At 65.2% G+C, this 18567-nt stretch carries 30 protein-coding genes and 1 pseudogene; 2 read left to right on the forward strand and 29 right to left on the reverse strand.

What is annotated here, in order from left to right:
* Window positions 1-14 precede the first annotated feature (14 nt).
* The 26 genes and pseudogenes from rpsK to rpsJ all read right to left on the reverse strand — a co-directional run bounded on the left by rpsK (window position 15) and on the right by rpsJ (window position 13444).
* Entirely contained in the window at window positions 15-404 is a 390-nt protein-coding gene (gene rpsK / locus BJP32_RS11030; protein ID WP_003164390.1) for a 30S ribosomal protein S11, read from the reverse strand.
* A gap of 16 nt (window positions 405-420) precedes the next feature.
* Window positions 421-789 carry a 30S ribosomal protein S13 gene (rpsM, locus tag BJP32_RS11035; RefSeq protein WP_003164389.1) on the reverse strand — a complete coding sequence of 123 codons (369 nt, stop codon included), beginning with the start codon at window positions 787-789 and terminating at the stop codon, window positions 421-423.
* A 141-nt stretch (window positions 790-930) separates the two neighbouring features.
* On the reverse strand, window positions 931-1323 hold the full coding sequence (locus tag BJP32_RS17515; protein ID WP_052748071.1) for a TonB family protein: 393 nt from the start codon (window positions 1321-1323) through the stop codon (window positions 931-933).
* A 387-nt stretch (window positions 1324-1710) separates the two neighbouring features.
* The gene (locus BJP32_RS11045; protein ID WP_003164388.1) at window positions 1711-2274 is read right to left on the reverse strand and encodes an adenylate kinase; all 564 of its coding nucleotides are present in this window, start codon (window positions 2272-2274) and stop codon (window positions 1711-1713) included.
* A gap of 26 nt (window positions 2275-2300) precedes the next feature.
* Window positions 2301-3677, reverse strand: coding sequence for a preprotein translocase subunit SecY (gene secY / locus BJP32_RS11050; protein WP_003164387.1), 1377 nt, complete (start codon window positions 3675-3677; stop codon window positions 2301-2303).
* Window positions 3678-3963: 286 nt separating this feature from the next.
* A pseudogene (gene rplO, locus BJP32_RS11055) lies at window positions 3964-4419 on the reverse strand (50S ribosomal protein L15); the annotation flags it as partial.
* A gap of 163 nt (window positions 4420-4582) precedes the next feature.
* Window positions 4583-4777, reverse strand: coding sequence for a 50S ribosomal protein L30 (rpmD, locus tag BJP32_RS11060; RefSeq protein ID WP_003164384.1), 195 nt, complete (start codon window positions 4775-4777; stop codon window positions 4583-4585).
* 3 nt (window positions 4778-4780) lie between these two features.
* Complete coding sequence (gene rpsE / locus BJP32_RS11065; protein WP_003164383.1) at window positions 4781-5380, reverse strand: 30S ribosomal protein S5; 600 nt, start codon at window positions 5378-5380, stop codon at window positions 4781-4783.
* 13 nt (window positions 5381-5393) lie between these two features.
* A complete protein-coding gene (gene rplR, locus BJP32_RS11070) occupies window positions 5394-5750 on the reverse strand; it encodes a 50S ribosomal protein L18 (protein ID WP_003164382.1) in 357 nt (118 codons plus the stop codon).
* A 3-nt stretch (window positions 5751-5753) separates the two neighbouring features.
* The gene (gene rplF / locus BJP32_RS11075) at window positions 5754-6287 is read right to left on the reverse strand and encodes a 50S ribosomal protein L6 (RefSeq protein WP_040345018.1); all 534 of its coding nucleotides are present in this window, start codon (window positions 6285-6287) and stop codon (window positions 5754-5756) included.
* A gap of 1 nt (window position 6288) precedes the next feature.
* The gene (gene rpsH, locus BJP32_RS11080) at window positions 6289-6687 is read right to left on the reverse strand and encodes a 30S ribosomal protein S8 (RefSeq protein ID WP_003170021.1); all 399 of its coding nucleotides are present in this window, start codon (window positions 6685-6687) and stop codon (window positions 6289-6291) included.
* Between the two features lie 15 nt (window positions 6688-6702).
* Window positions 6703-7008, reverse strand: a complete 306-nt coding sequence (rpsN, locus tag BJP32_RS11085) for a 30S ribosomal protein S14 (protein ID WP_003164381.1) — start codon at window positions 7006-7008, stop codon at window positions 6703-6705.
* A 19-nt stretch (window positions 7009-7027) separates the two neighbouring features.
* Window positions 7028-7585: a 50S ribosomal protein L5 gene (rplE, locus tag BJP32_RS11090; protein ID WP_003164380.1), complete on the reverse strand. Its 558-nt coding sequence runs from the start codon at window positions 7583-7585 to the stop codon at window positions 7028-7030.
* Window positions 7585-7893, reverse strand: a complete 309-nt coding sequence (rplX, locus tag BJP32_RS11095; RefSeq protein ID WP_003164379.1) for a 50S ribosomal protein L24 — start codon at window positions 7891-7893, stop codon at window positions 7585-7587. The genes rplE and rplX overlap by 1 nt, the downstream gene beginning before the upstream one ends.
* Window positions 7894-7895: 2 nt before the next feature.
* Window positions 7896-8264: a 50S ribosomal protein L14 gene (gene rplN, locus BJP32_RS11100; RefSeq protein WP_003164378.1), complete on the reverse strand. Its 369-nt coding sequence runs from the start codon at window positions 8262-8264 to the stop codon at window positions 7896-7898.
* 18 nt (window positions 8265-8282) lie between these two features.
* Window positions 8283-8525, reverse strand: a complete 243-nt coding sequence (gene rpsQ, locus BJP32_RS11105; RefSeq protein WP_003164377.1) for a 30S ribosomal protein S17 — start codon at window positions 8523-8525, stop codon at window positions 8283-8285.
* Window positions 8526-8535: 10 nt separating this feature from the next.
* Entirely contained in the window at window positions 8536-8733 is a 198-nt protein-coding gene (rpmC, locus tag BJP32_RS11110; protein WP_003164376.1) for a 50S ribosomal protein L29, read from the reverse strand.
* Window positions 8733-9170, reverse strand: a complete 438-nt coding sequence (gene rplP / locus BJP32_RS11115) for a 50S ribosomal protein L16 (protein WP_003164375.1) — start codon at window positions 9168-9170, stop codon at window positions 8733-8735. The genes rpmC and rplP overlap by 1 nt, the downstream gene beginning before the upstream one ends.
* 6 nt (window positions 9171-9176) lie before the next feature.
* Window positions 9177-9923, reverse strand: a complete 747-nt coding sequence (gene rpsC, locus BJP32_RS11120; protein ID WP_003164374.1) for a 30S ribosomal protein S3 — start codon at window positions 9921-9923, stop codon at window positions 9177-9179.
* A complete protein-coding gene (rplV, locus tag BJP32_RS11125; protein WP_003164373.1) occupies window positions 9923-10303 on the reverse strand; it encodes a 50S ribosomal protein L22 in 381 nt (126 codons plus the stop codon). Before rplV ends, rpsC begins: the two co-directional genes overlap by 1 nt.
* A gap of 3 nt (window positions 10304-10306) precedes the next feature.
* A complete protein-coding gene (rpsS, locus tag BJP32_RS11130) occupies window positions 10307-10585 on the reverse strand; it encodes a 30S ribosomal protein S19 (protein WP_003164372.1) in 279 nt (92 codons plus the stop codon).
* A gap of 2 nt (window positions 10586-10587) precedes the next feature.
* Window positions 10588-11424, reverse strand: coding sequence for a 50S ribosomal protein L2 (gene rplB, locus BJP32_RS11135; protein WP_003164371.1), 837 nt, complete (start codon window positions 11422-11424; stop codon window positions 10588-10590).
* 4 nt (window positions 11425-11428) lie between these two features.
* Window positions 11429-11734 carry a 50S ribosomal protein L23 gene (locus BJP32_RS11140; RefSeq protein ID WP_003164370.1) on the reverse strand — a complete coding sequence of 102 codons (306 nt, stop codon included), beginning with the start codon at window positions 11732-11734 and terminating at the stop codon, window positions 11429-11431.
* Entirely contained in the window at window positions 11734-12372 is a 639-nt protein-coding gene (gene rplD / locus BJP32_RS11145) for a 50S ribosomal protein L4 (RefSeq protein ID WP_003164369.1), read from the reverse strand. The genes BJP32_RS11140 and rplD overlap by 1 nt, the downstream gene beginning before the upstream one ends.
* Window positions 12372-13115: a 50S ribosomal protein L3 gene (gene rplC, locus BJP32_RS11150; protein ID WP_003164368.1), complete on the reverse strand. Its 744-nt coding sequence runs from the start codon at window positions 13113-13115 to the stop codon at window positions 12372-12374. Before rplC ends, rplD begins: the two co-directional genes overlap by 1 nt.
* 23 nt (window positions 13116-13138) lie before the next feature.
* On the reverse strand, window positions 13139-13444 hold the full coding sequence (gene rpsJ, locus BJP32_RS11155) for a 30S ribosomal protein S10 (protein ID WP_003164367.1): 306 nt from the start codon (window positions 13442-13444) through the stop codon (window positions 13139-13141).
* Between the two features lie 584 nt (window positions 13445-14028).
* Between rpsJ and BJP32_RS11160 the strand changes: the two genes are divergently transcribed.
* A complete protein-coding gene (locus tag BJP32_RS11160; protein ID WP_076224067.1) occupies window positions 14029-14787 on the forward strand; it encodes an outer membrane protein in 759 nt (252 codons plus the stop codon).
* A 155-nt stretch (window positions 14788-14942) separates the two neighbouring features.
* On the opposite strand, the gene BJP32_RS11165 is transcribed toward BJP32_RS11160, so the two are convergent.
* From BJP32_RS11165 to BJP32_RS11175, 3 genes are all read right to left on the reverse strand, one after another.
* Window positions 14943-15839, reverse strand: coding sequence for a GIN domain-containing protein (locus tag BJP32_RS11165; protein WP_046653761.1), 897 nt, complete (start codon window positions 15837-15839; stop codon window positions 14943-14945).
* A gap of 100 nt (window positions 15840-15939) precedes the next feature.
* Window positions 15940-16869 (reverse strand): cupin-like domain-containing protein, encoded by a 930-nt coding sequence (locus tag BJP32_RS11170; RefSeq protein WP_046653763.1) that lies wholly within the window; start codon window positions 16867-16869, stop codon window positions 15940-15942.
* A gap of 13 nt (window positions 16870-16882) precedes the next feature.
* Complete coding sequence (locus BJP32_RS11175) at window positions 16883-18040, reverse strand: GNAT family N-acetyltransferase (protein ID WP_046653764.1); 1158 nt, start codon at window positions 18038-18040, stop codon at window positions 16883-16885.
* Window positions 18041-18189: 149 nt separating this feature from the next.
* On the opposite strand from BJP32_RS11175, the gene BJP32_RS17520 reads away from it, so the two are divergent.
* Complete coding sequence (locus tag BJP32_RS17520) at window positions 18190-18354, forward strand: hypothetical protein (protein ID WP_198935284.1); 165 nt, start codon at window positions 18190-18192, stop codon at window positions 18352-18354.
* Window positions 18355-18567 lie beyond the last annotated feature (213 nt).

Below are 18567 nucleotides of genomic sequence, written 5' to 3' on the forward strand. Positions count from 1 at the left end.
AGGCGGCGTGAACCTTAGACGCGACGGCGCTTCGGCGGACGGCAGCCGTTGTGCGGCATCGGCGTCACGTCGCGGATGGTCGTGATCGTCATGCCGACGGCCTGCAGGGCGCGCAGGGCCGACTCGCGGCCCGAACCCGGACCCGAGACGTTCACTTCCAGCGTCTTGACGCCGTGCTCAGCGGCCTTCTTGCCAGCGTCTTCCGCAGCCATCTGAGCGGCGTACGGCGTCGACTTGCGCGAGCCCTTGAAGCCCATGTGGCCGGCCGACGACCAGGAAATCGCGTTCCCTTGAGCGTCGGTGATGGTCACCATGGTGTTGTTGAACGAAGCGTTCACATGGGCCACGCCCGAGGTGATGTTCTTGCGTTCGCGGCGCTTAACGCGACCCGGTTCCTTAGCCATCGGTCAGGCCTCTCTCTTACTTCTTCTTGCCGGCGATCGGCTTGGCCGGCCCCTTGCGGGTGCGAGCGTTGGTGTGGGTGCGCTGGCCGCGGACCGGCAGGCCCTTACGGTGACGCAGGCCGCGATAGCAGGCCAGGTCCATCAGACGCTTGATGTTCATCGACGTCTCGCGGCGCAGGTCGCCTTCGACGGTGTAGTCGCGGTCGATGGTTTCGCGGATCTGCAGGATCTCCGCGTCGGTCAGCTGGTTCACGCGGCGAGCCGGCTCGATGCCGATCTTGGCCGTGATTTCCTTGGCGTTGTGCGCGCCAATGCCGTGGATGTACTGAAGCGCGATTTCAACGCGCTTGTTGGTCGGAATGTTGACGCCTGCGATACGGGCCACGAAATTCTCCAAGTACGCGTTAATCAGACGCAGAAACCGCTCCGGTCAACAGACCAGGAGCGTGTACGCCCTTCGCGGAAGGCCGCCCTTATACAGGGGATTCCCGATGCGTCAACGGGCAAGCGCCGTGAGCAGGCTGGCTCAGGGCCATTCGACCCCCACCCGGACCTCTCGACCATCAATCGGCGCTCCGTTCTGCGTCGCAGGACGAAAGCGGAAATAACGCGAGGCCGCAAGGGCCGCCTGACCGAATCCCATCCCCGGCGGCGATTCGTCGACCAGGCGGCAATCACTGAGCGTGGTGTCGAGGCGAACCCGGCAGGCCAGCGTCGCCTGGCCGCCTCGCCGCTGGCGGAAGGCCTCGCGCGGATGCAGCGTGCGCAGCTCGCCCACCGTGGGGCCGCGAATGATGCGCGGCGGGCCGTCTCCCACGCCAGGGCCGACGCCCGAGCCGCTGCCGCCCCCGCTGCCGGTCCCCTGCCCGCCCTGCCCCTGACCAGGCGTCGGGCCAGGTTCAGGCGCAACGCCGATCACCAGCGGCTGCTCCGGGGCAGGACGTGGCGGCGGGGTGACTTCCGGCTTGGGCGGTTCAGGACGAGGACGCGCCGGACGCACGACCGACGGCGCGGCTGGAGCGCCGCCCCCTTGAGACGATGCAGGTTCTGGAGGCGGCGGGGGCGGCGGAGGTGAGATCGGCTCCGGCCGAACCAAGTCGACAATAATGGGCGGCGGCAGCGCAATGAAAGGAGCCTCGGGCCGCCCTACGCCCAAAAGCACAAAGGCGCCGAGGTGCAGAAGGGCCACAAGCCCCGCCGCGCCCCAGCGCCATTGCTTCATTCGTTTCGGCCGCAACCGTCTCTCCCACGCAGGCTTCCGAACGCTAACGCTTCAGAAGTCGAGGGGATCAGACCGCGTGTCCGCTCAGGCGTCCAGCGCCGCGTCGATAGCGGCGGCCACGGAGGCGATGTCGCCCATGCCGTCGACCTCGGTCAGCTTGCCCTGGTCTGTATAGTAGGGAAGCAACGGCGCGGTCTGGCGGTTGTACACGGCCAGGCGGTCCTTGAAGGTCTCGGGGTTGTCGTCCGCCCGGCCCTGCTCGGCGAAACGCTTGCCGATACGGTCGGTCAGGGCGGCGTCGTCAACCTTCAGGCGGATGACGCTGTCGATCTGGGCGCCGCGCTTGGCCAGCATGGCGTCCAGGGCTTCAGCCTGAGCCACCGTGCGGGGGAAGCCGTCGAAGATGGCGCCGCCGGCGGCCTCGGCCTCCGGCAGACGGGCTTCGATCAGGGCGATGACGATCTCGTCGGTGACGAGGTCGCCGCGCGCCAGCACGTCCTTGACCTTCAACCCCAGCTCCGAGCCGGAAGCGATCGCCGCGCGCAGCATGTCGCCGGTCGAAAGCTGGACCATGCCCCGCTCTTCGACCAGCCGCTTGGCCTGGGTGCCCTTGCCGGCCGCAGGCGGCCCGAACAGGATCAGGTTCATTTTATATTCCGGGCTCCCCTACCCGATCAGCGACGGACAGGAGCGGAACCGCCCCGGCCACGGCCGCGCAACTTGGCCTTCTTGATCAGCCCTTCGTACTGGTGCGCCAGCAGGTGCGACTGGATCTGGGCGACAGTGTCCATCGTCACCGAGACCACGATCAAGATAGACGTTCCGCCAAAGTACAGGCTGTTGCCCAGGCTGCTGACCAGGAACTCCGGCAGAAGACAGACGGCGGTGATGTAGGCGGCGCCGATCACCGTCAGGCGCGTCAGGACATAGTCCAGATACTCGGCCGTACGCTTGCCCGGACGGATGCCCGGCAGGAAGCCGCCGTACTTGCGCAGGTTCTCGGCCGTGTCCTCGGGGTTGAAGGTGATCGAGGTGTAGAAGAAGCAGAAGAAGACGATCAGGACGGCGTACAGGATCATGAACACCGGCTGGCCGTGCGTCAGCTGAGCCGTCACCAGGGGCAGCCAGCTCATCCAGTCCGGCAGGTTCGCATTGGCCGTGAACTGGGCCACCGTCGTCGGCAGCATCAGCAGCGACGAGGCGAAGATGGCCGGGATCACGCCCGCGGTGTTGACCTTCAGCGGCAGGAAGCTGCGCTCGCCGCCCGTCATGCGGTTGCCTTCCTGGCGCTTCGGATACTGGATCAGAAGGCGGCGCTGGGCGCGTTCCATGAAGACGATGAAGACGATGACCGCCACCGCCATGATGGCGATGAACAGCAGGGTGAAGGCCGACATCTGCCCCTGCTGGGCTAGGCCCAGCATCCGCGCCACCGTCGACGGCAGAACCGCCACGATGCCCGCGAAGATGATCAGGGAGATGCCGTTGCCGACGCCGCGCGCCGTCACCTGCTCGCCCAGCCACATCAGGAACATGGTGCCGCCGGTCAGGACGGTGACCGTCGAAATGATGAAGAACAGACCCGGCTGGTCGATCAGGCCCGGCTGGGCGTTCAGGCCCACCGCGATGCCGAAGGACTGGGCCAGGGCCAGGAACACCGTCAGATAGCGGGTGTACTGGTTCAGCTGCTTGCGGCCCGACTCGCCGCCTTCCTTCTTCAGCTTCTCCCACGGCGGATACACAGCGCCCATCAGCTGGACGATGATCGACGCCGAGATGTAGGGCATGACGTTCAGCGCGAACACGGCCATGCGCTCGACGGCGCCGCCCGAGAACATGTTGAACATGTCCAGGATGCCGCGTTGGCCATCCGGGTTCTGGAAGAAGGCCAGGAAGGCCTCGCCGTTGATCCCAGGGATCGGAACATAGGTGCCGATCCGGTAGACCAGCAGCGCGCCCAGCGTGAACAGCAGGCGCTTGTGCAGCTCGGTCGCTTTCGCGAACGAGCCCATGTTCATATTGGCAGCAAGTTGTTCAGCGGCCGAAGCCATCAGGCGGTCCCCACGACTATGCCCGTCGTCAGATAGGCGGAAAGCGGCGCTCTTGCGAGGGCCGCTTTCGGAAAATCGTCATCCCGGTCCGGACGATCCCGGCGGAGGCGCGAAAGCCGCGCACCCGACGGGATGACGATATCGGATTTTAGGCCTTGGCGGCGGTGCGCTTGGCGCGAGCCGAGATCTTGTTGGCGTCGCCCTTCGGAGCCTTGGGTTCCGGCGCCTTGCCGCGAGCGGCGTTGCGCTTTTCGAGGCGAGCCGCAGCCTTGGCTTCGGCTTCGATGCGCTGCTGGGTGACCGAGCCGCCGGCGGCTTCGATCGCCTTGACGGCGCCCGACGAGGCCGACCACACGACCAGGTTCAGCTTGGCCTTCAGTTCGCCTTCGCCCAGGACGCGCACGCCGTCCTTGACGCGACGGATCACGCCGGCGGCGACCAGGGCCGCGCCGTTGATCTCGGCCTTGGCGTCCAGCTTGCCGGCGTCGACGGCCTCTTGCAGGCGCCACAGGTTGACTTCAGCCAGCTTCGGCGCGTTCGGCACGTTGAAGCCGCGCTTCGGCATACGCATGTACAGCGGCATCTGGCCGCCTTCGAAGCCGCCGATGGCGACGCCCGAACGCGACTTCTGACCCTTGACGCCGCGACCGGCGGTCTTGCCCTTGCCCGAGCCCGGGCCGCGGCCGACGCGCATGCGCTTCTTGGCGGCGCCTTCGTTGTCACGGATTTCGTTCAGCTTCATTGCCTGATCCTTTCGGGTTCTAGCGCCAGGTCCGCCAGGCGGTCCTGACTCGGCGTTGGATAAATTGAAGGGCCGCTGATTAAGCGACCCGCGTCAGCATCGCAAGATGCTTCCTTCATAAAGCGAAACGCCCTCCCCCGCGAACGGGAGAGGGCGAACCGTTTTACTTCTCGACCACTTCCACCATGTGGGCGACCTTGGCGATCATCCCACGGACGGAGGGGGTGTCTTCCAGGGTCGACTCACGGCCGATCTGGTTGAGACCCAGGCCCACCAGGGTGGCGCGCTGATCCGACTTGCGGCGGATCGGGCTCGCCGTCTGACGGACGGTCACAGTCTTGTTTTCGGTCTTGGCCATCTATCAGCCCTCCACGGCTTCCGGCGCCGAGGCGCCGTCATTGCGGCGGCCCATCAGGTCGGACACCTTCTTGCCCCGCTTGGAGGCGATCTGGCGCGGCGACGACTGAACCTTCAGAGCTTCGAAGGTGGCGCGGATCATGTTGTAGGGGTTCGACGAGCCGGTCGACTTGCCCACGACGTCCTGGACGCCGAGGGTTTCGAGGACCGCACGCATCGGACCGCCCGCGATGACGCCCGTGCCCGGAGGGGCAGCGCGCATCATGATCTTGCCGGCGCCCCAACGGCCCGAGCCGTCGTGGTGCAGGGTGCGGTTCTCGCGCAGCGGAACCTTGATCATGGTCTTCTTGGCTTCTTCGGTCGCCTTACGGATGGCTTCCGGCACTTCGCGCGCCTTGCCGTGACCGAAGCCGACGCGGCCTTTGCCGTCGCCGACGACCATCAGGGCCGCGAACGAGAACCGGCGGCCGCCTTTGACGGTGGCGGCGACGCGGTTGATGTGCACCAGCTTCTCGATGATGTCCGAATCCGGACCTTCAACGGGAGCGTTGCGGTTGTCGCGACGGTTGCGATCGCCGCCGCCGCGTTGGGGTTCACGAGCCATGCTTGCCGTTCCCTTAGAAGTTCAGACCGGCTTCGCGCGCGGCTTCCGCCAGCGCCTTGACCCGGCCGTGATAGATGTAGCCGCCACGGTCGAAGACGACGTCCGTGACGCCCTTCTCGATGGCGCGCTCGGCGATCAGCTTGCCAATCTTGGCGGCGGCTGCGACGTCCGAACCCTTGGAACCCTTGCCGCCTTCCAGCGACGAGGCGGAAGCCACCGTGATGCCCTGGGCATCGTCGATGATCTGAGCCGAGATGTTCTTGTCCGAACGGAAGACCGACAGACGCAGACGACCATTGGCCACCGCCTTGAGGCGACGACGGGTGCGCTCGGCGCGGCGCTTGGCTTGTTGTTGAAGAGAGAGAGCCATGACTTACTTCTTCTTGCCTTCCTTGCGCCGGACGAACTCGCCCTGGTAGCGCACGCCCTTGCCCTTATAGGGTTCCGGCGGACGCATCTTGCGGATGACGGCGGCGATTTCGCCCACAGCCTGCTTGTCGTTGCCCGAGATCTTGATCTCGGTCTGCTTCGGCACGGCGAAGGTGATGCCTTCCGGCGGAACGATGTCCACGTCGTGCGAGAAGCCGAGCTGCAGCGAGAGATCCTTGCCCTTCAGGGCGGCGCGGTAACCGACGCCGACCAGTTCCAGGGTCTTCTCGAAGCCGTCGGTCACGCCGGTCACCATGTTGGCGACCAGGGTGCGCGACAGACCCCACATGGCGCGAGCGCGCTGGGTGTCCGAACGCGGGGTCAGCGACAGTTCGTCGCCTTCCTGCTTGACTTCGATCTCTTCGGCGACGGTCCAGGAGCGTTCGCCCTTCGGACCCTTCACGGTGATGTCCTGACCGTTGAGCGTGACGGTCACGCCCTTCGGCACAGCGATGGTTTTCTTGCCGATACGAGACATATCAGTAGACCCTGCAGAGGACTTCGCCGCCGACGTTGGCGTCGCGAGCGGCGGCGTCGGACATGACGCCCTTCGAAGTCGAAAGGATCGAGATGCCGAGGCCGTTCTTGACCGGCTTAAGATCGCCGATGGCCGAATAGACGCGACGGCCGGGCTTCGACACGCGGGCGATCTCGGCGATCACCGGCTGGCCGTCGAAATACTTCAGCTCGATCTCGAACTGCGGAAACTCACCGGGGTTTTGAACCAGCGAGTAGCCGCGAATGTAGCCTTCGTCCTGCAGCACGTCGAGGACGCGCTGACGTAGACGGGAAGCCGGGGTGAGCACCGACGAACGCTTGCGGGTGGCCGCGTTCTTGATGCGAGCGATCATGTCGCTCAGGGGATCGTTGATCATCATGTCTGTTCGCTCCCCTTACCAGCTCGACTTCGTCAGGCCGGGGATCTGACCCATGTTGCCCAGCTCACGCAGGGCGACACGGCTCATCTTGAGCTTGCGGTAGTAAGCCCGCGGACGGCCCGTGACTTCGCAACGGTTGCGAATGCGGGTCGGCGCGGAGTTACGCGGCAGGGCTGCCAGCTTCAGGCGCGCGTCGAAGCGCTCCTCCAGCGGCAGGCTCTCGTCGTTGGCGGTGGCCTTCAGGGCTTCCCGCTTCGCGGCATACTTCGCAACCAGGGCCTTGACGGCTTCGTTGCGGTTTACGGCGCTTTTCTTAGCCATTGTTCTCTTCCCTTCCCGATCAGTTCACGAACGGGAACTTGAACTCGGTGAGGAGAGCCTTGGCTTCCTCATCGGTCTTGGCCGTGGTGCAGACAATGATGTCCATGCCCCACATCTGGTCGATCTGGTCGTAGTTGATCTCCGGGAACACGATGTGCTCCTTCAGACCCGTGGCGTAGTTGCCGCGACCGTCGAACGAAGTGCCCTTCAGGCCCCGGAAGTCCTTCACGCGCGGCAGGGCGATCGTGATGAAGCGGTCCAGGAACTCGTACATCTGGGCGCCGCGCAGCGTGACCTTGCCGCCGATGACCATACCTTCGCGCAGCTTGAAGCCGGCGATGGAGTTACGAGCCTTGGTCGGCACAGCCTTCTGACCGGCGATGGCGGTCAGATCCTTGAGGGCCGCGTTGGCCTTCTTGGAGTCGGCGACAGCTTCACCGATACCCATGTTCAGGACGATCTTGTCCAGCTTGGGGATCTGCATCTCGTTGGTGTAGCCGAACTTTTCCTTCAGGACGCCGCGGATGCGGTCCTGATAGTCGGTCTTGAGACGCGGCGTGTACTTGGTGTCGGCCATCAGATGACGTCTCCCGTCGACTTGGCGAAGCGGACCTTCTTGTCCCCTTCGACCTTGAAGCCCACGCGGGTCGCCTTGCCGTTGGCGTCGACGATCGCGACGTTCGACAGGTGAAGCGAGGCTTCCTTGTGCTTGATGCCGCCTTGCGGGTCAGCCTGGGTCGGGCGCGTGTGGCGCTGAACCATGTTGACGCCTTGCACGACGACGCGGTTTTCCGTCGGCAGAACCTGCATCACCTTGCCGGTGCGGCCCTTGTCCTTGCCGGTCAGGACGACGACGTTGTCGCCCTTCTTGATCTTGGCGGCCATGGTTACAGAACCTCCGGAGCCAGCGAGATGATCTTCATGTGGTTCTTGGCGCGCAGCTCGCGCGGAACCGGGCCGAAGATACGGGTGCCGACAGGCTCGTTCTGCTTGTTGACGATGACGGCGGCCGACTTGTCGAAACGGATGACAGAGCCGTCCTTGCGCTGGATGTCCTTGGCGGTGCGCACGACGATGGCGCGAACGACGTCGCCCTTCTTCACGCGGCCGCGCGGAATCGCTTCCTTCACCGAGGCGACGATGGTGTCGCCGATCGAGGCGTAGCGGCGCTTGGAGCCGCCCAACACCTTGATGCACATGACCCGGCGGGCGCCCGAGTTATCGGCGACCTCCAGGTTAGTTTGCATCTGGATCATGGGATCCGATCCTTCTTCTTACGAAGCCGAAGACGGGGAAATGATTTCCCAGCGCTTCAGCTTGGACTTGGGGGCGCATTCGATGATGCGCGCGATATCGCCGACTTTGAGAGCGTTAGCTTCATCGTGGGCGTGGTAGTTCTTGGACTTGCGGACCGTCTTGCGGAGCAGCGGGTGCAGCAGGGTGCGCTCGACCTTCACGACGACGGTCTTGTCGCCCTTGTCGGAGACGACCACGCCTTCAAGAATGCGTTTGGGCATCGGTGTTTCCTTACGAGGCCGCACGCTTCTCGCGCAGAAGCGTCGAGATGCGAGCGATGTCCTTGCGCACTTCCGAGACCCGGTGGGTCTTTTCCATCTGGCCGGTGGCGGCCTGGAAGCGCAGGTTGAACTGTTCCTTCTTGAGCTTCAGCAGCTCGTCGGACAGTTGGTCGACGGTTTGCGACCGGAGATCGGCGATCTTGGTCATTAGGCGGCTTGCTCCGTAACGATGCCGGCGTCCAGGCGAGTGACCACCTTGGTGCGGATCGGCAGCTTGGCGGCGCCGAGGCGCAGCGCTTCACGAGCCACGTCGTCCGGCACGCCGTCGATTTCGAACATGATGCGGCCCGGGGCCACGCGAGCGGCCCAGTGGTCCACCGCGCCCTTGCCCTTACCCATCCGCACTTCAGCCGGCTTGCCGGAAACCGGCACGTCCGGGAAGATGCGGATCCAGACGCGGCCCTGACGCTTCATCTGACGGGTGATCGCGCGGCGAGCCGCTTCGATCTGACGCGCCGTGATGCGCTCCGGCTCGACGGCCTTCAGACCGTAGGAGCCGAAGTTCAGCGAGAAACCACCCTTGGACGAGCCGTGGATGCGGCCTTTGAAGGCCTTGCGGTACTTGGTCTTTTTCGGTTGCAACATGGCCTATCAGCCCTCACGACCACGGCGCGGACCGCGATCACCGCGGGGGCCGCGCTCACGGCCTTCGTTGGACGACGGACCCGAGGCTTCCTGGGCCCAACGCTTGTCCTGGGCCATCGGGTCGTGCTCGAGCACTTCACCCTTAAACACCCAGACCTTCACGCCGATGATGCCGTAGGTCGTCTTGGCTTCATAGAAGCCGTAGTCGATGTCGGCGCGCAGCGTGTGAAGCGGCACGCGACCTTCGCGGTACCATTCCATACGAGCGATTTCGGCGCCGCCCAGACGGCCCGAGACGTTGATGCGGACGCCCTTGGCGCCCAGGCGCATGGCCGACTGCATCGAACGCTTCATGGCGCGGCGGAACGCGATACGGCGTTCCAGCTGCTGAGCGATGTTCTCGGCGATCAGCTGAGCGTCGGTCTCCGGCTTGCGGACTTCGACGATGTTCAGGTGAACTTCGCCTTCGGTGCGGGCCGAGATGTCCTTGCGGAGCTTCTCGATGTCAGCGCCCTTCTTGCCGATCACGACGCCCGGACGGGCGGCGTAGATCGTCACGCGGCACTTCTTGTGGGGGCGCTCGATGATGATGCGCGACACGCCGGCGGCCGACAGGCGTTCCTTCAGCCACGTGCGCAGCTTCAGATCCTGGTGGAGCAATTTGGCGTAGTCAGCGCCGCCGGCGAACCAGCGGCTGTCCCACGTGCGGTTCACGCCGAGGCGCAGACCGATCGGATTGATTTTCTGTCCCATCAGGCAGCCTCGCCGGCTTCACGGACCACGATCGTGATCTCGCTAAAGGGTTTCAGGATGCGCGAGGAGCGACCGCGAGCGCGGCTCGCGAAACGCTTCATCACCAGGTTCTTGCCCACGAAGGCCTCGGCGACAACCAGGTTGTCGATGTCGAGGTTGTGGTTGTTCTCGGCGTTCGAGATCGCCGAGTACAGAACCTTGCGGACATCGCCAGCGATGCGCTTGTGGCTGAATTCCAGCTCGTTCAGCGCCTTCTGGACCGGCAGACCGCGGATCGACGCGGCCACCAGGTTCAGCTTCTGCGGGCTGATGCGGACGTTGACCAGCTTGGCGCGGGCCTCGGTCGCTTCAACGCGACGGGGGTTCTTGGTCTGGGCCATGGATTACTTCCTCTTGGCCTTCTTGTCCGCCGCGTGGCCCGGGAAGTTCCGGGTCGGGGCGAACTCGCCGAACTTCATGCCGACCATTTCTTCGGAGACCGACACCGGCACATGCTTCTGGCCGTTGTGGACGCCGAACGTCAGACCGACGAACTGCGGCAGGATGGTGGAGCGGCGCGACCACGTCTTGATCACGTCCTTGCGGCCCGACGATTGAGCGGCGTCGGCCTTCTTGAGCAGATACCCGTCGACAAACGGGCCTTTCCAGGAGGAGCGGGCCATTCTTAGCGAGCCTTCTTCACGTGACGGCTACGGATGATGAACTTATCCGTGGCCTTGTTCTTGCGGGTACGGGTGCCCTTGGTGTCCTTGCCCCACGGCGTAACCGGGGTGCGACCACCAGAGGTCCGGCCTTCACCACCACCATGCGGGTGGTCGATCGGGTTCATGGCGACGCCGCGGACGTGCGGACGCCAGCCCATGTGACGCTTGCGGCCCGCCTTGCCCAGGTTCTGGTTCATGTGCTCGGGGTTCGACACGGCGCCGACAACGGCCATGCAGCCGTCCAGAACCATGCGAAGCTCGCCCGAGCCCAGACGGATCTGAGCGTAGCCCTGGTCGCGACCGACCAGTTGAGCGTAGGCGCCGGCCGAACGGGCCAGCTGAGCGCCCTTGCCCGGCTTCATCTCCACGTTGTGGATGATGGTGCCGACGGGGATCGAGCGCAGCGGCATGGCGTTGCCCGGCTTCACGTCGACCTTCTCACCCGCGACGATGGTGTCGCCGGCGTGAAGGCGCTGAGGCGCGATGATGTAGGTCTTCTCGCCGTCCGGGTAGACAACCAGGGCGATGAAGGCGGTGCGGTTGGGGTCGTATTCCAGACGCTCGACCGTGCCGACCACGTCGAACTTGCGACGCTTGAAGTCGATCTTGCGGTACAGCTTCTTGGCGCCGCCGCCGCGGAAGCGGACAGCGATGCGGCCGCCCTGACCACGACCGCCCGACTTGGTCAGGCCTTCGGTCAGCGACTTCTCCGGGCGGCCTTTGTGCAGCTCGGAACGGTCGACCAGCACCAGGGCGCGGCGGCCCGGCGACGTCGGATTGTAATGTTTCAGAGCCATCTTCTTAGAGCCCCGTCGTGACGTCGATCGACTGGCCTTCGGCCAGCGTCACGATCGCTTTCTTGATGTCCACGCGACGGCCCAGGATGCCCCGGAAGCGCTTGGTCTTGCCCTTTTGAACCAGGGTGTTGACCTTGAGGACGTTGACTTTGAACAGGCTTTCGACCGCAGCAGCGATCTCGTCCTTGGTCGCCGTGCCGGCGACGCGGAAGACGACCTTGTTCTGCTCCGACAGGATCGTGGCCTTCTCGGTGATCACCGGAGCCAGGATGGTGTCGTAGTGCTTGGCGGTGGGTTGAGCGGCGGCCATTATGCGGCTTCCTTCTCAGCGAAGCGCGCCTCGATGGCTTCAACAGCCGCCTTGGTCAGCACCAGTTTGTCGGCCCGCAGGATGTCATAGACGTTCAGGCCGGCGTTCGGCAGCACGTCGATGTGCGGGATGTTGCGCGCGGCCAGGCCGAAGTTGGTTTCAACTTCCGGACCCGCGATGATCAGAGCCTTGGTCCAGCCCAGCTTGCCGAAGGTCTCGCGCAGCGAGGCCGTCTTGGCTTCCTTGACCGAGACGCTGTCGACGACGACCAGGTCGCCGGCCTTGGCCTTGGACGACAGGGCGTGACGCAGAGCCAGGGCGCGGACCTTCTTCGGCAGCGAGTAGCCGTGGTCGCGGACAACCGGACCGAAGGCGCGCGAACCGCCGACGAACTGCGGCGCACGGCGCGAACCGTGACGAGCGCCGCCGGTGCCCTTCTGCTTGTACATCTTCTTGCCCGTACGAGAGTTCTCGTTGCGGGTTTGAACCTTGTGCGTACCGGCGCGGCGCTTGGCCAGCTGCCAGTTGACGTAACGGGCCAGCAGGTCGCCGCGGATGTCGGAGATGCCGAAAACGGCGTCCGACAGCTCAACGTCGCCAGCAGCCTTGCCGTCGAGTTTGATGACCGAGAGTTTCATTACGCTTCACCGCCTTCGGTCGCTTCCACGGCCGGCGCTTCAGCCGGGGTCGAAGCGGGTTGAGCAGCGGCCGACTTCACGGCGCCCGGGAACGGGGCGTCCGCAGGACGGGCCTTCTTGATGGCGTCGCTGATCTTGACGTAGGCACCGTCGTGACCCGGGACAGCGCCCTTGATCAGGATCAGGCCACGTTCAGCATCGACGCGGACGACGGTCAGGTTCTGGGTCGTGACGACTTCCTGGCCGAGATGGCCAGCCATCTTCTTGCCCTTGAAGACCTTGCCCGGATCCTGACGCTGGCCGGTCGAACCATGCGAACGGTGCGAAATCGACACGCCGTGCGAGGCGCGCAGACCACCGAAGTTCCAGCGCTTCATGGCGCCGGCAAAGCCCTTACCAATGGTATGGCCCTGGATGTCGACCTTCTGGCCCGCGAGGAAATGGTCGGCCGACAGTTCGGCGCCCACGTCCAGCAGGGCGTCTTCACCCACGCGGAACTCGGTTACATAGGCCTTAGGCTCGACCTCGGCCTTCGCGAAGACTTCGCGTTGAGCCTTGGCCGTGTTCTTGGCCTTCTTAACGCCAGCGCCCAGCTGAAGGGCGACGTAGCCGTCGCGCTCCTTGGTACGTTGGCCGACGACTTGGCAGCCGTCGAGCTGGAGCACAGTGACCGGAACGTGTGCGCCGTCATCGGCGAACACGCGGGTCATCCCCAGCTTCTTGGCGATCACGCCCGTGCGCATGTCGGATCCCGCCTCTTTCTTTCTTAGATCTTGATCTCGACGTCCACGCCGGCGGACAGGTCGAGCTTCATGAGCGCGTCCACGGTCTGCGGGGTGGGGTCGACGATGTCGAGCACGCGCTTGTGCGTGCGGATTTCAAACTGCTCGCGCGACTTCTTGTCGACGTGCGGCGAGCGGTTCACGGTGAACTTTTCGATCAGGGTCGGCAGCGGGATCGGACCGCGAACGGTCGCGCCCGTGCGCTTGGCGGTGTTGACGATTTCGCGCGTCGAAAAGTCGAGGACGCGATGATCGAAGGCCTTGAGCCTGATGCGGATGCTTTGATCCATATCGGTTGTTATTCCCATGCGGCCGGAGCCGCGTCCCTGTGAACCATTTCAAAGACCGAAGCCTCAGAGCGATAACTCGCCCCCAGGAAACGCAAATCCGCAAAAACGAGCGGCCCACGCAGTCCCCCGCGAAGGCCGTAAGTTCCCAAGAAGCTGCAAAGAACAGTAACTTAGGTCGTCCCTGCGGACCGCGTCTGCACCCGAAAGTGCACAGCCGGTCCAACAAGAGGGGTGCTTATGCCTTCCGATTCCGTTTCCGTCAAGCGCGGAAATCCCCGCCCCGTCAGGGTTTGCGACTCACGCCGCCCACACCCCTCTTCGCCCGCTGCAATGCAACATAACACGGGCCGACCGTTAGGGTCTGAGGCGGGAAAACGGCCAGATGAACGCCGCAGAAAGGCGCCGCCGCAATGCGCTCCGTATACTGACGCAGTTATGCCTTAATGCGTCTCTTTTGGGCAACATCAGCCAATGACGACGAGTTCATGACACGTTTGTAACGGTAAAAGGCAAAAGGGCGACCTATGTGTTGCCCATCGCCGGAGCGGCCAAGCTGTCCCGGCGGCAGTATATAAGGACAAAAAATGAAAACCGTCTTTCTCGCTTCGGTCGCCGCCGCGACCCTGATCGCCGCTCCCGCCTTCGCTCAAGACGCCATCGGCTCGGTCGGCATCGCCTACAACTACGCCGACGTCGAAGGCACGGACGTCAACCGCGGCGTCATCGACGGCACGGTCGCTTCGTCGGTGTTCGGCGACTGGACCGTCACCTTCAACGCTGAAGCCGCCTACACCGACGTCAAGCACGCCGGCGACGAAACCACCCTGGCCGGCGCCGTGCACCTGTCGAAGAAGATCGACGACATGCGCTTCGGCGGCTTCTACGGCGCTTCGGAATTCGGCAACACCACGCTGAACACCTTCGGTCTGGAAGGCCAGAAGTACCTGGACCGCGCCACCCTGACGGGCGTCGTCTCGTACGGCACCGCGGCTGACGCCGACATCTGGACCGTGGCCGGCGACGCCGCCTTCTACGCCACGCCGCAACTGCGCCTGAGCGGCGGCGCCGCCTACACCAACGTCGACGCCGACAACATCTTCATCGGCGCCGGCGACGTGGACGCCTGGTCGGCCGGCGTGGCTGCTGAGTACCAGTTCGCCGACACCCCGTACTCGGTCTTCGGCGGCTACGACTACGTCAAGTCCTCGGACCTGGACGTCGACGCCAACGTCTTCAAGATCGGCATGCGCTACAGCTTCGGCGGCGGTCTGCAAGCCCGCGACCAAGCCGGCGCCAACCTAAGCCGCACGCACAACGGCGTGGCCGCCCTGTTCGGCAACTAATCGATCTTCGCGGTCTTCGGACCGCACGGATCAACGAAACCCCGGCGGAGCGATCCGCCGGGGTTTTTGTTTGCCCGCACCTCATGCCTCCAGGCACGAAAAAGGCCCGAGGGGTTCCACGCTCCCGGGCCTTCTCCTTCAGGGGCTTGTCGGCGTCAGCGGCCGATGCGCAGATCCCCTGATCCCACGATCGAGCGCGAAACCGTGCCCGTGGCCTGGGCCACACGCACGTCGCCCGATCCGGCGATGGCCGCCGAGACGTCGCCCGCCGTTCCGCCGAAGTTTACGTCGCCGGAGCCGCCGATCGAGACCTCCAGGCTCGAGGCGCGGCCGCCACGCACCCGCACGTCGCCGGATCCGCCGATGGCGATGCGGGTCTCGCCGTCCACGCGCGCCACATCAATGCTGCCCGAACCGCCTACGCTGGCGTCCAGCTTGCCCGTGGCGCCGGCGAAGACCGAGCCGGACCCGCCCACAGCGGCCTCCAGATTGCGCGACGTGCCGGCCCTGATCGAGCCCGAACCGCCGACCGACAGATCCACGTCGCCGTCGACATTGGCCACCGTCCAGGAACCGCAGCCTCCATTGCCCAGCTCGACGGACCGGGCGCCGCGGCCGACCGAACCGAAGATGGCGCCGCCGCCGCTGACCTCGACGTCGCGCGGCGTGCGCAGGACGATCAGAGGAGCGTCCTCCATGCGGATTCGGCCCTTGCCCCGCACCTCGACCGTCGCGCCTTCGCCCGGCTGGCGCGCATCTGCGGGGCCGTTGTTGCAGGAGCCGATCTGACCGCCGTTGAAGCTCATGCCGCGCCCACGCCCCAGACCGCCGTCGATGCGGACCTGCGCGCCTCGGCGTTCGATGCGAAGCGCTGGTAGGCCGGCCGAGCCTTGCGTGATCTCGACGCCGACGTCGGAACGGTCTTCCGGGATGACGATGACGCGCGCCACCGCGTTGCGGATCGTCACGTCCTCAGCCATGGCCGGCGCCGCCAGAACGGCGGATGCAGCCAACGCGCTTCCCATGGCGGCGGCGATTGCAGCGGGTTTCATCAGCGGGTCTCCCTGTCTCTGTGTCCAGGAGAAACTGAGGGCCGCGCCCCGCAAAGTCAGTTTAAATCGAGGTCATGAACCCCTTTTAACCTAAGGCCCCTCAGGCGGCGGAACCGTCTGCACGATCGGGAGCCAAGGCCGCGGCGCCATCCGTCGCGCCGACAGCAGGTTCGAAATCCCGCTCGAACGTGGCGATGCGGCTCTTCATCAGGCCTGTGCGCTTCAGCGCCACCGACGCGGCCCACCGTGCGGCCAGCTCGGGCTTGCTCATGCGGTCCGTGGCGCGCGGCTCCCCTCCCCGGCTACGCAGGAAGGCGTTGGTGTAGAGGGCGCCGTTGCGAATGCGCGACGGCCAGCTCTGGAACTCCACCGACAGGGAGATGCAGAACCGATCCAGGTTCTCGACCCGATGCGGCGCATAGAAGGGCCAGGTCAGCGCCTGTCCCGGCTCAAGGTCGACGATGCGGGCGTCGTCCTCGAAGGCGCGGCGATAGGGAATCTCTTCGGTCGTTTGACGGGTGACGACCTGCTCCATGCTGCGTTCCGGCAGATGGGCTTCGTCGCCTGGATAGACGAACAGGCGTTTGCGCCCGCGCATGTGGAACAGCACCACCCCGCCGGCGTCGAAATGATAGGGCACGCGCGCCTTGGGCGACGACAGGATCAGTTGCCCGCTGGCGCTGGCCGCCTTCAGACCATAACCGCCCAGAATGCGCTCGAAATCGATCATGGCCGCGCGCCACAGCTCGGGCCAGCCTTGCTCGACCTTGCGCATATTGACCCACAGACGGCCCTGCTGGATCGCCTCCAGCAGTTCGGCGCCGTTCAGGCGTCCGCGCGCGCCGGTCCGCAGGCTGACCTGCCCCTCGTCGTCGTAGTCATACAGGTTGATGTCGAACAGGTCGGCCGGATAGCGGTCCAGCACCTCGGCCAGGGCCTGATCCTCGGCGAATCCGTCGGCGACCAGGGCATGAGGGTGGACCTCGGCCTGGGTGATCGGGCCCGCGTAGCGCGTCATGGAAGCCGTCATACCGCTCTCCTCATCAATCGGCCGAGCCGGCCGCTTTTTGTTTCCGGACCATGTCGGCGGCGGCGCGCAGCGCGCCCGCTGCCTGACCGGCCAGACTTGTCTCACACGCCTCGATCACGGACCAACGCCGCCGCGTGCTGAGACGCAGCCGGCCCGCCCGCGCGTGACCGAGCACGCCCAAGGCCGCGCTGGCCGTCGCGCACATCGCGTTGCCGACGCCTGGTCGAGCCACAACGCCTTCGGCGGTCACAAGGCCCCCGTCGTCGTAGTACTTCTTGTAGTTGCCGCCGACGCCGACGCCGTAATCGAAGATGCGATAGCCGCGTTCCGAGCCCAGCCGGATCGTCTCCTGCGTCAGCACGATGCCGGGCGACCAGCGCGCCACCTCCTGCTCATAGACCGGGAACCACAGGTGGAAATGACGCCCAGCGTGCATGGAATACTCCATGGCGACAACCCGCCCGTCCACGCGCAGCACAGCCATGGAGGCGCCGAAGCCGTCCTCGCCCTGACAGTCCATCAGGGCGTGAAGCACCTGTTCCGTCCACCCGCAGGCGAAGATGTCGTGATGTCCCGTGCGCCGGTACTGTTCGCTCTTCTCGATGATCAGGCGTTTGAGCAGGGCGTGGTCATGCAGCCCGATCTCGATCTCGACCGCTCTGAACGCACCGTCCAGACCACGACGAGAGCGCTCCTTGTCCTTAAAGTATTTCGGGAAGGCCTTCCGACGCCGGGCGTACCAGGCGTCGAATCCGCCCTCCTCGGGCACCACCGAGACCACGCTGTGATTGCGCCGCATCGTCTGCGGCGCCTCGCCGATCCAGGCGGCGGCGGCGAAGCGCGGCGCGCCGATCAGGGCCGCCGCCTCCTGCATCGAAGGCTTGTCGTCACGCGGACCGATGACGCCATGATAGTCGTTCATGGGCGCGGCCAGGGGCTGAACCGTCCCGCCTCGGCGCTGATGCGGATAATAGCCGACGACGCGGCCGTCCCGTTTGAAGACGGCGACAGCCGAACCGGGACAGATCGGCCCGGCCGTCCGTGCGAACTCCCAACGGAAGTACGGGCTGCTCAGATCCGGGTCCGCACGCGCCCACCTGTTCCATTGGACGCCCTCCTCGGCCGACAGCTCGGCGAGGTTGCGGATTTCTACTGATAGTGGTCCCGACATGACGCTCCCTTCGGAACGTTCCCAGCAAGTCCCGTTCCAACGCCCGCTCATACGGCCAAGCCCTTGAGGCCGGGTTAGCGTTCGGCGCCTTGCACAAAAGATCGGAGCTTCGCCGCCCACACCGCATTGAACTCCTTCAGGAGGTCCATATGACGAAACCACGCCCCAAGAGCCGCGAAACCGAGAACGAGAACCAGCGTCCCGACAAGGAGGGCAGTCCGCCTCGCCCAGCTACGGAGCCCAAGGGCGCCGAGGGCAGCAGCAACTCCGGCCGCACGGAAACCGATCCCGCGACCGGCGCGCCGAACCACTGAAAGCAAAACGGCCCCCGGATTTCTCCGGGGGCCGCTCTGTTACGCTTTACTGCGGCCTACCGCCCTTGCGGGCTGCTTGAGGCCGGTACGCTTACGCTACTCTTACTGTGCGGCTCGAAAGCCGCCCGTCGATATTACTCGACGATCTTGGCCCCGGCGGGAGCGAGCTCCCGCCTAGGCTTTAGTCTCGCGTGGCGAGGATCGTCGATTACT

The organism is Brevundimonas sp. ZS04, assembly GCF_001956865.1.
GTDB lineage: Bacteria > Pseudomonadota > Alphaproteobacteria > Caulobacterales > Caulobacteraceae > Brevundimonas > Brevundimonas diminuta.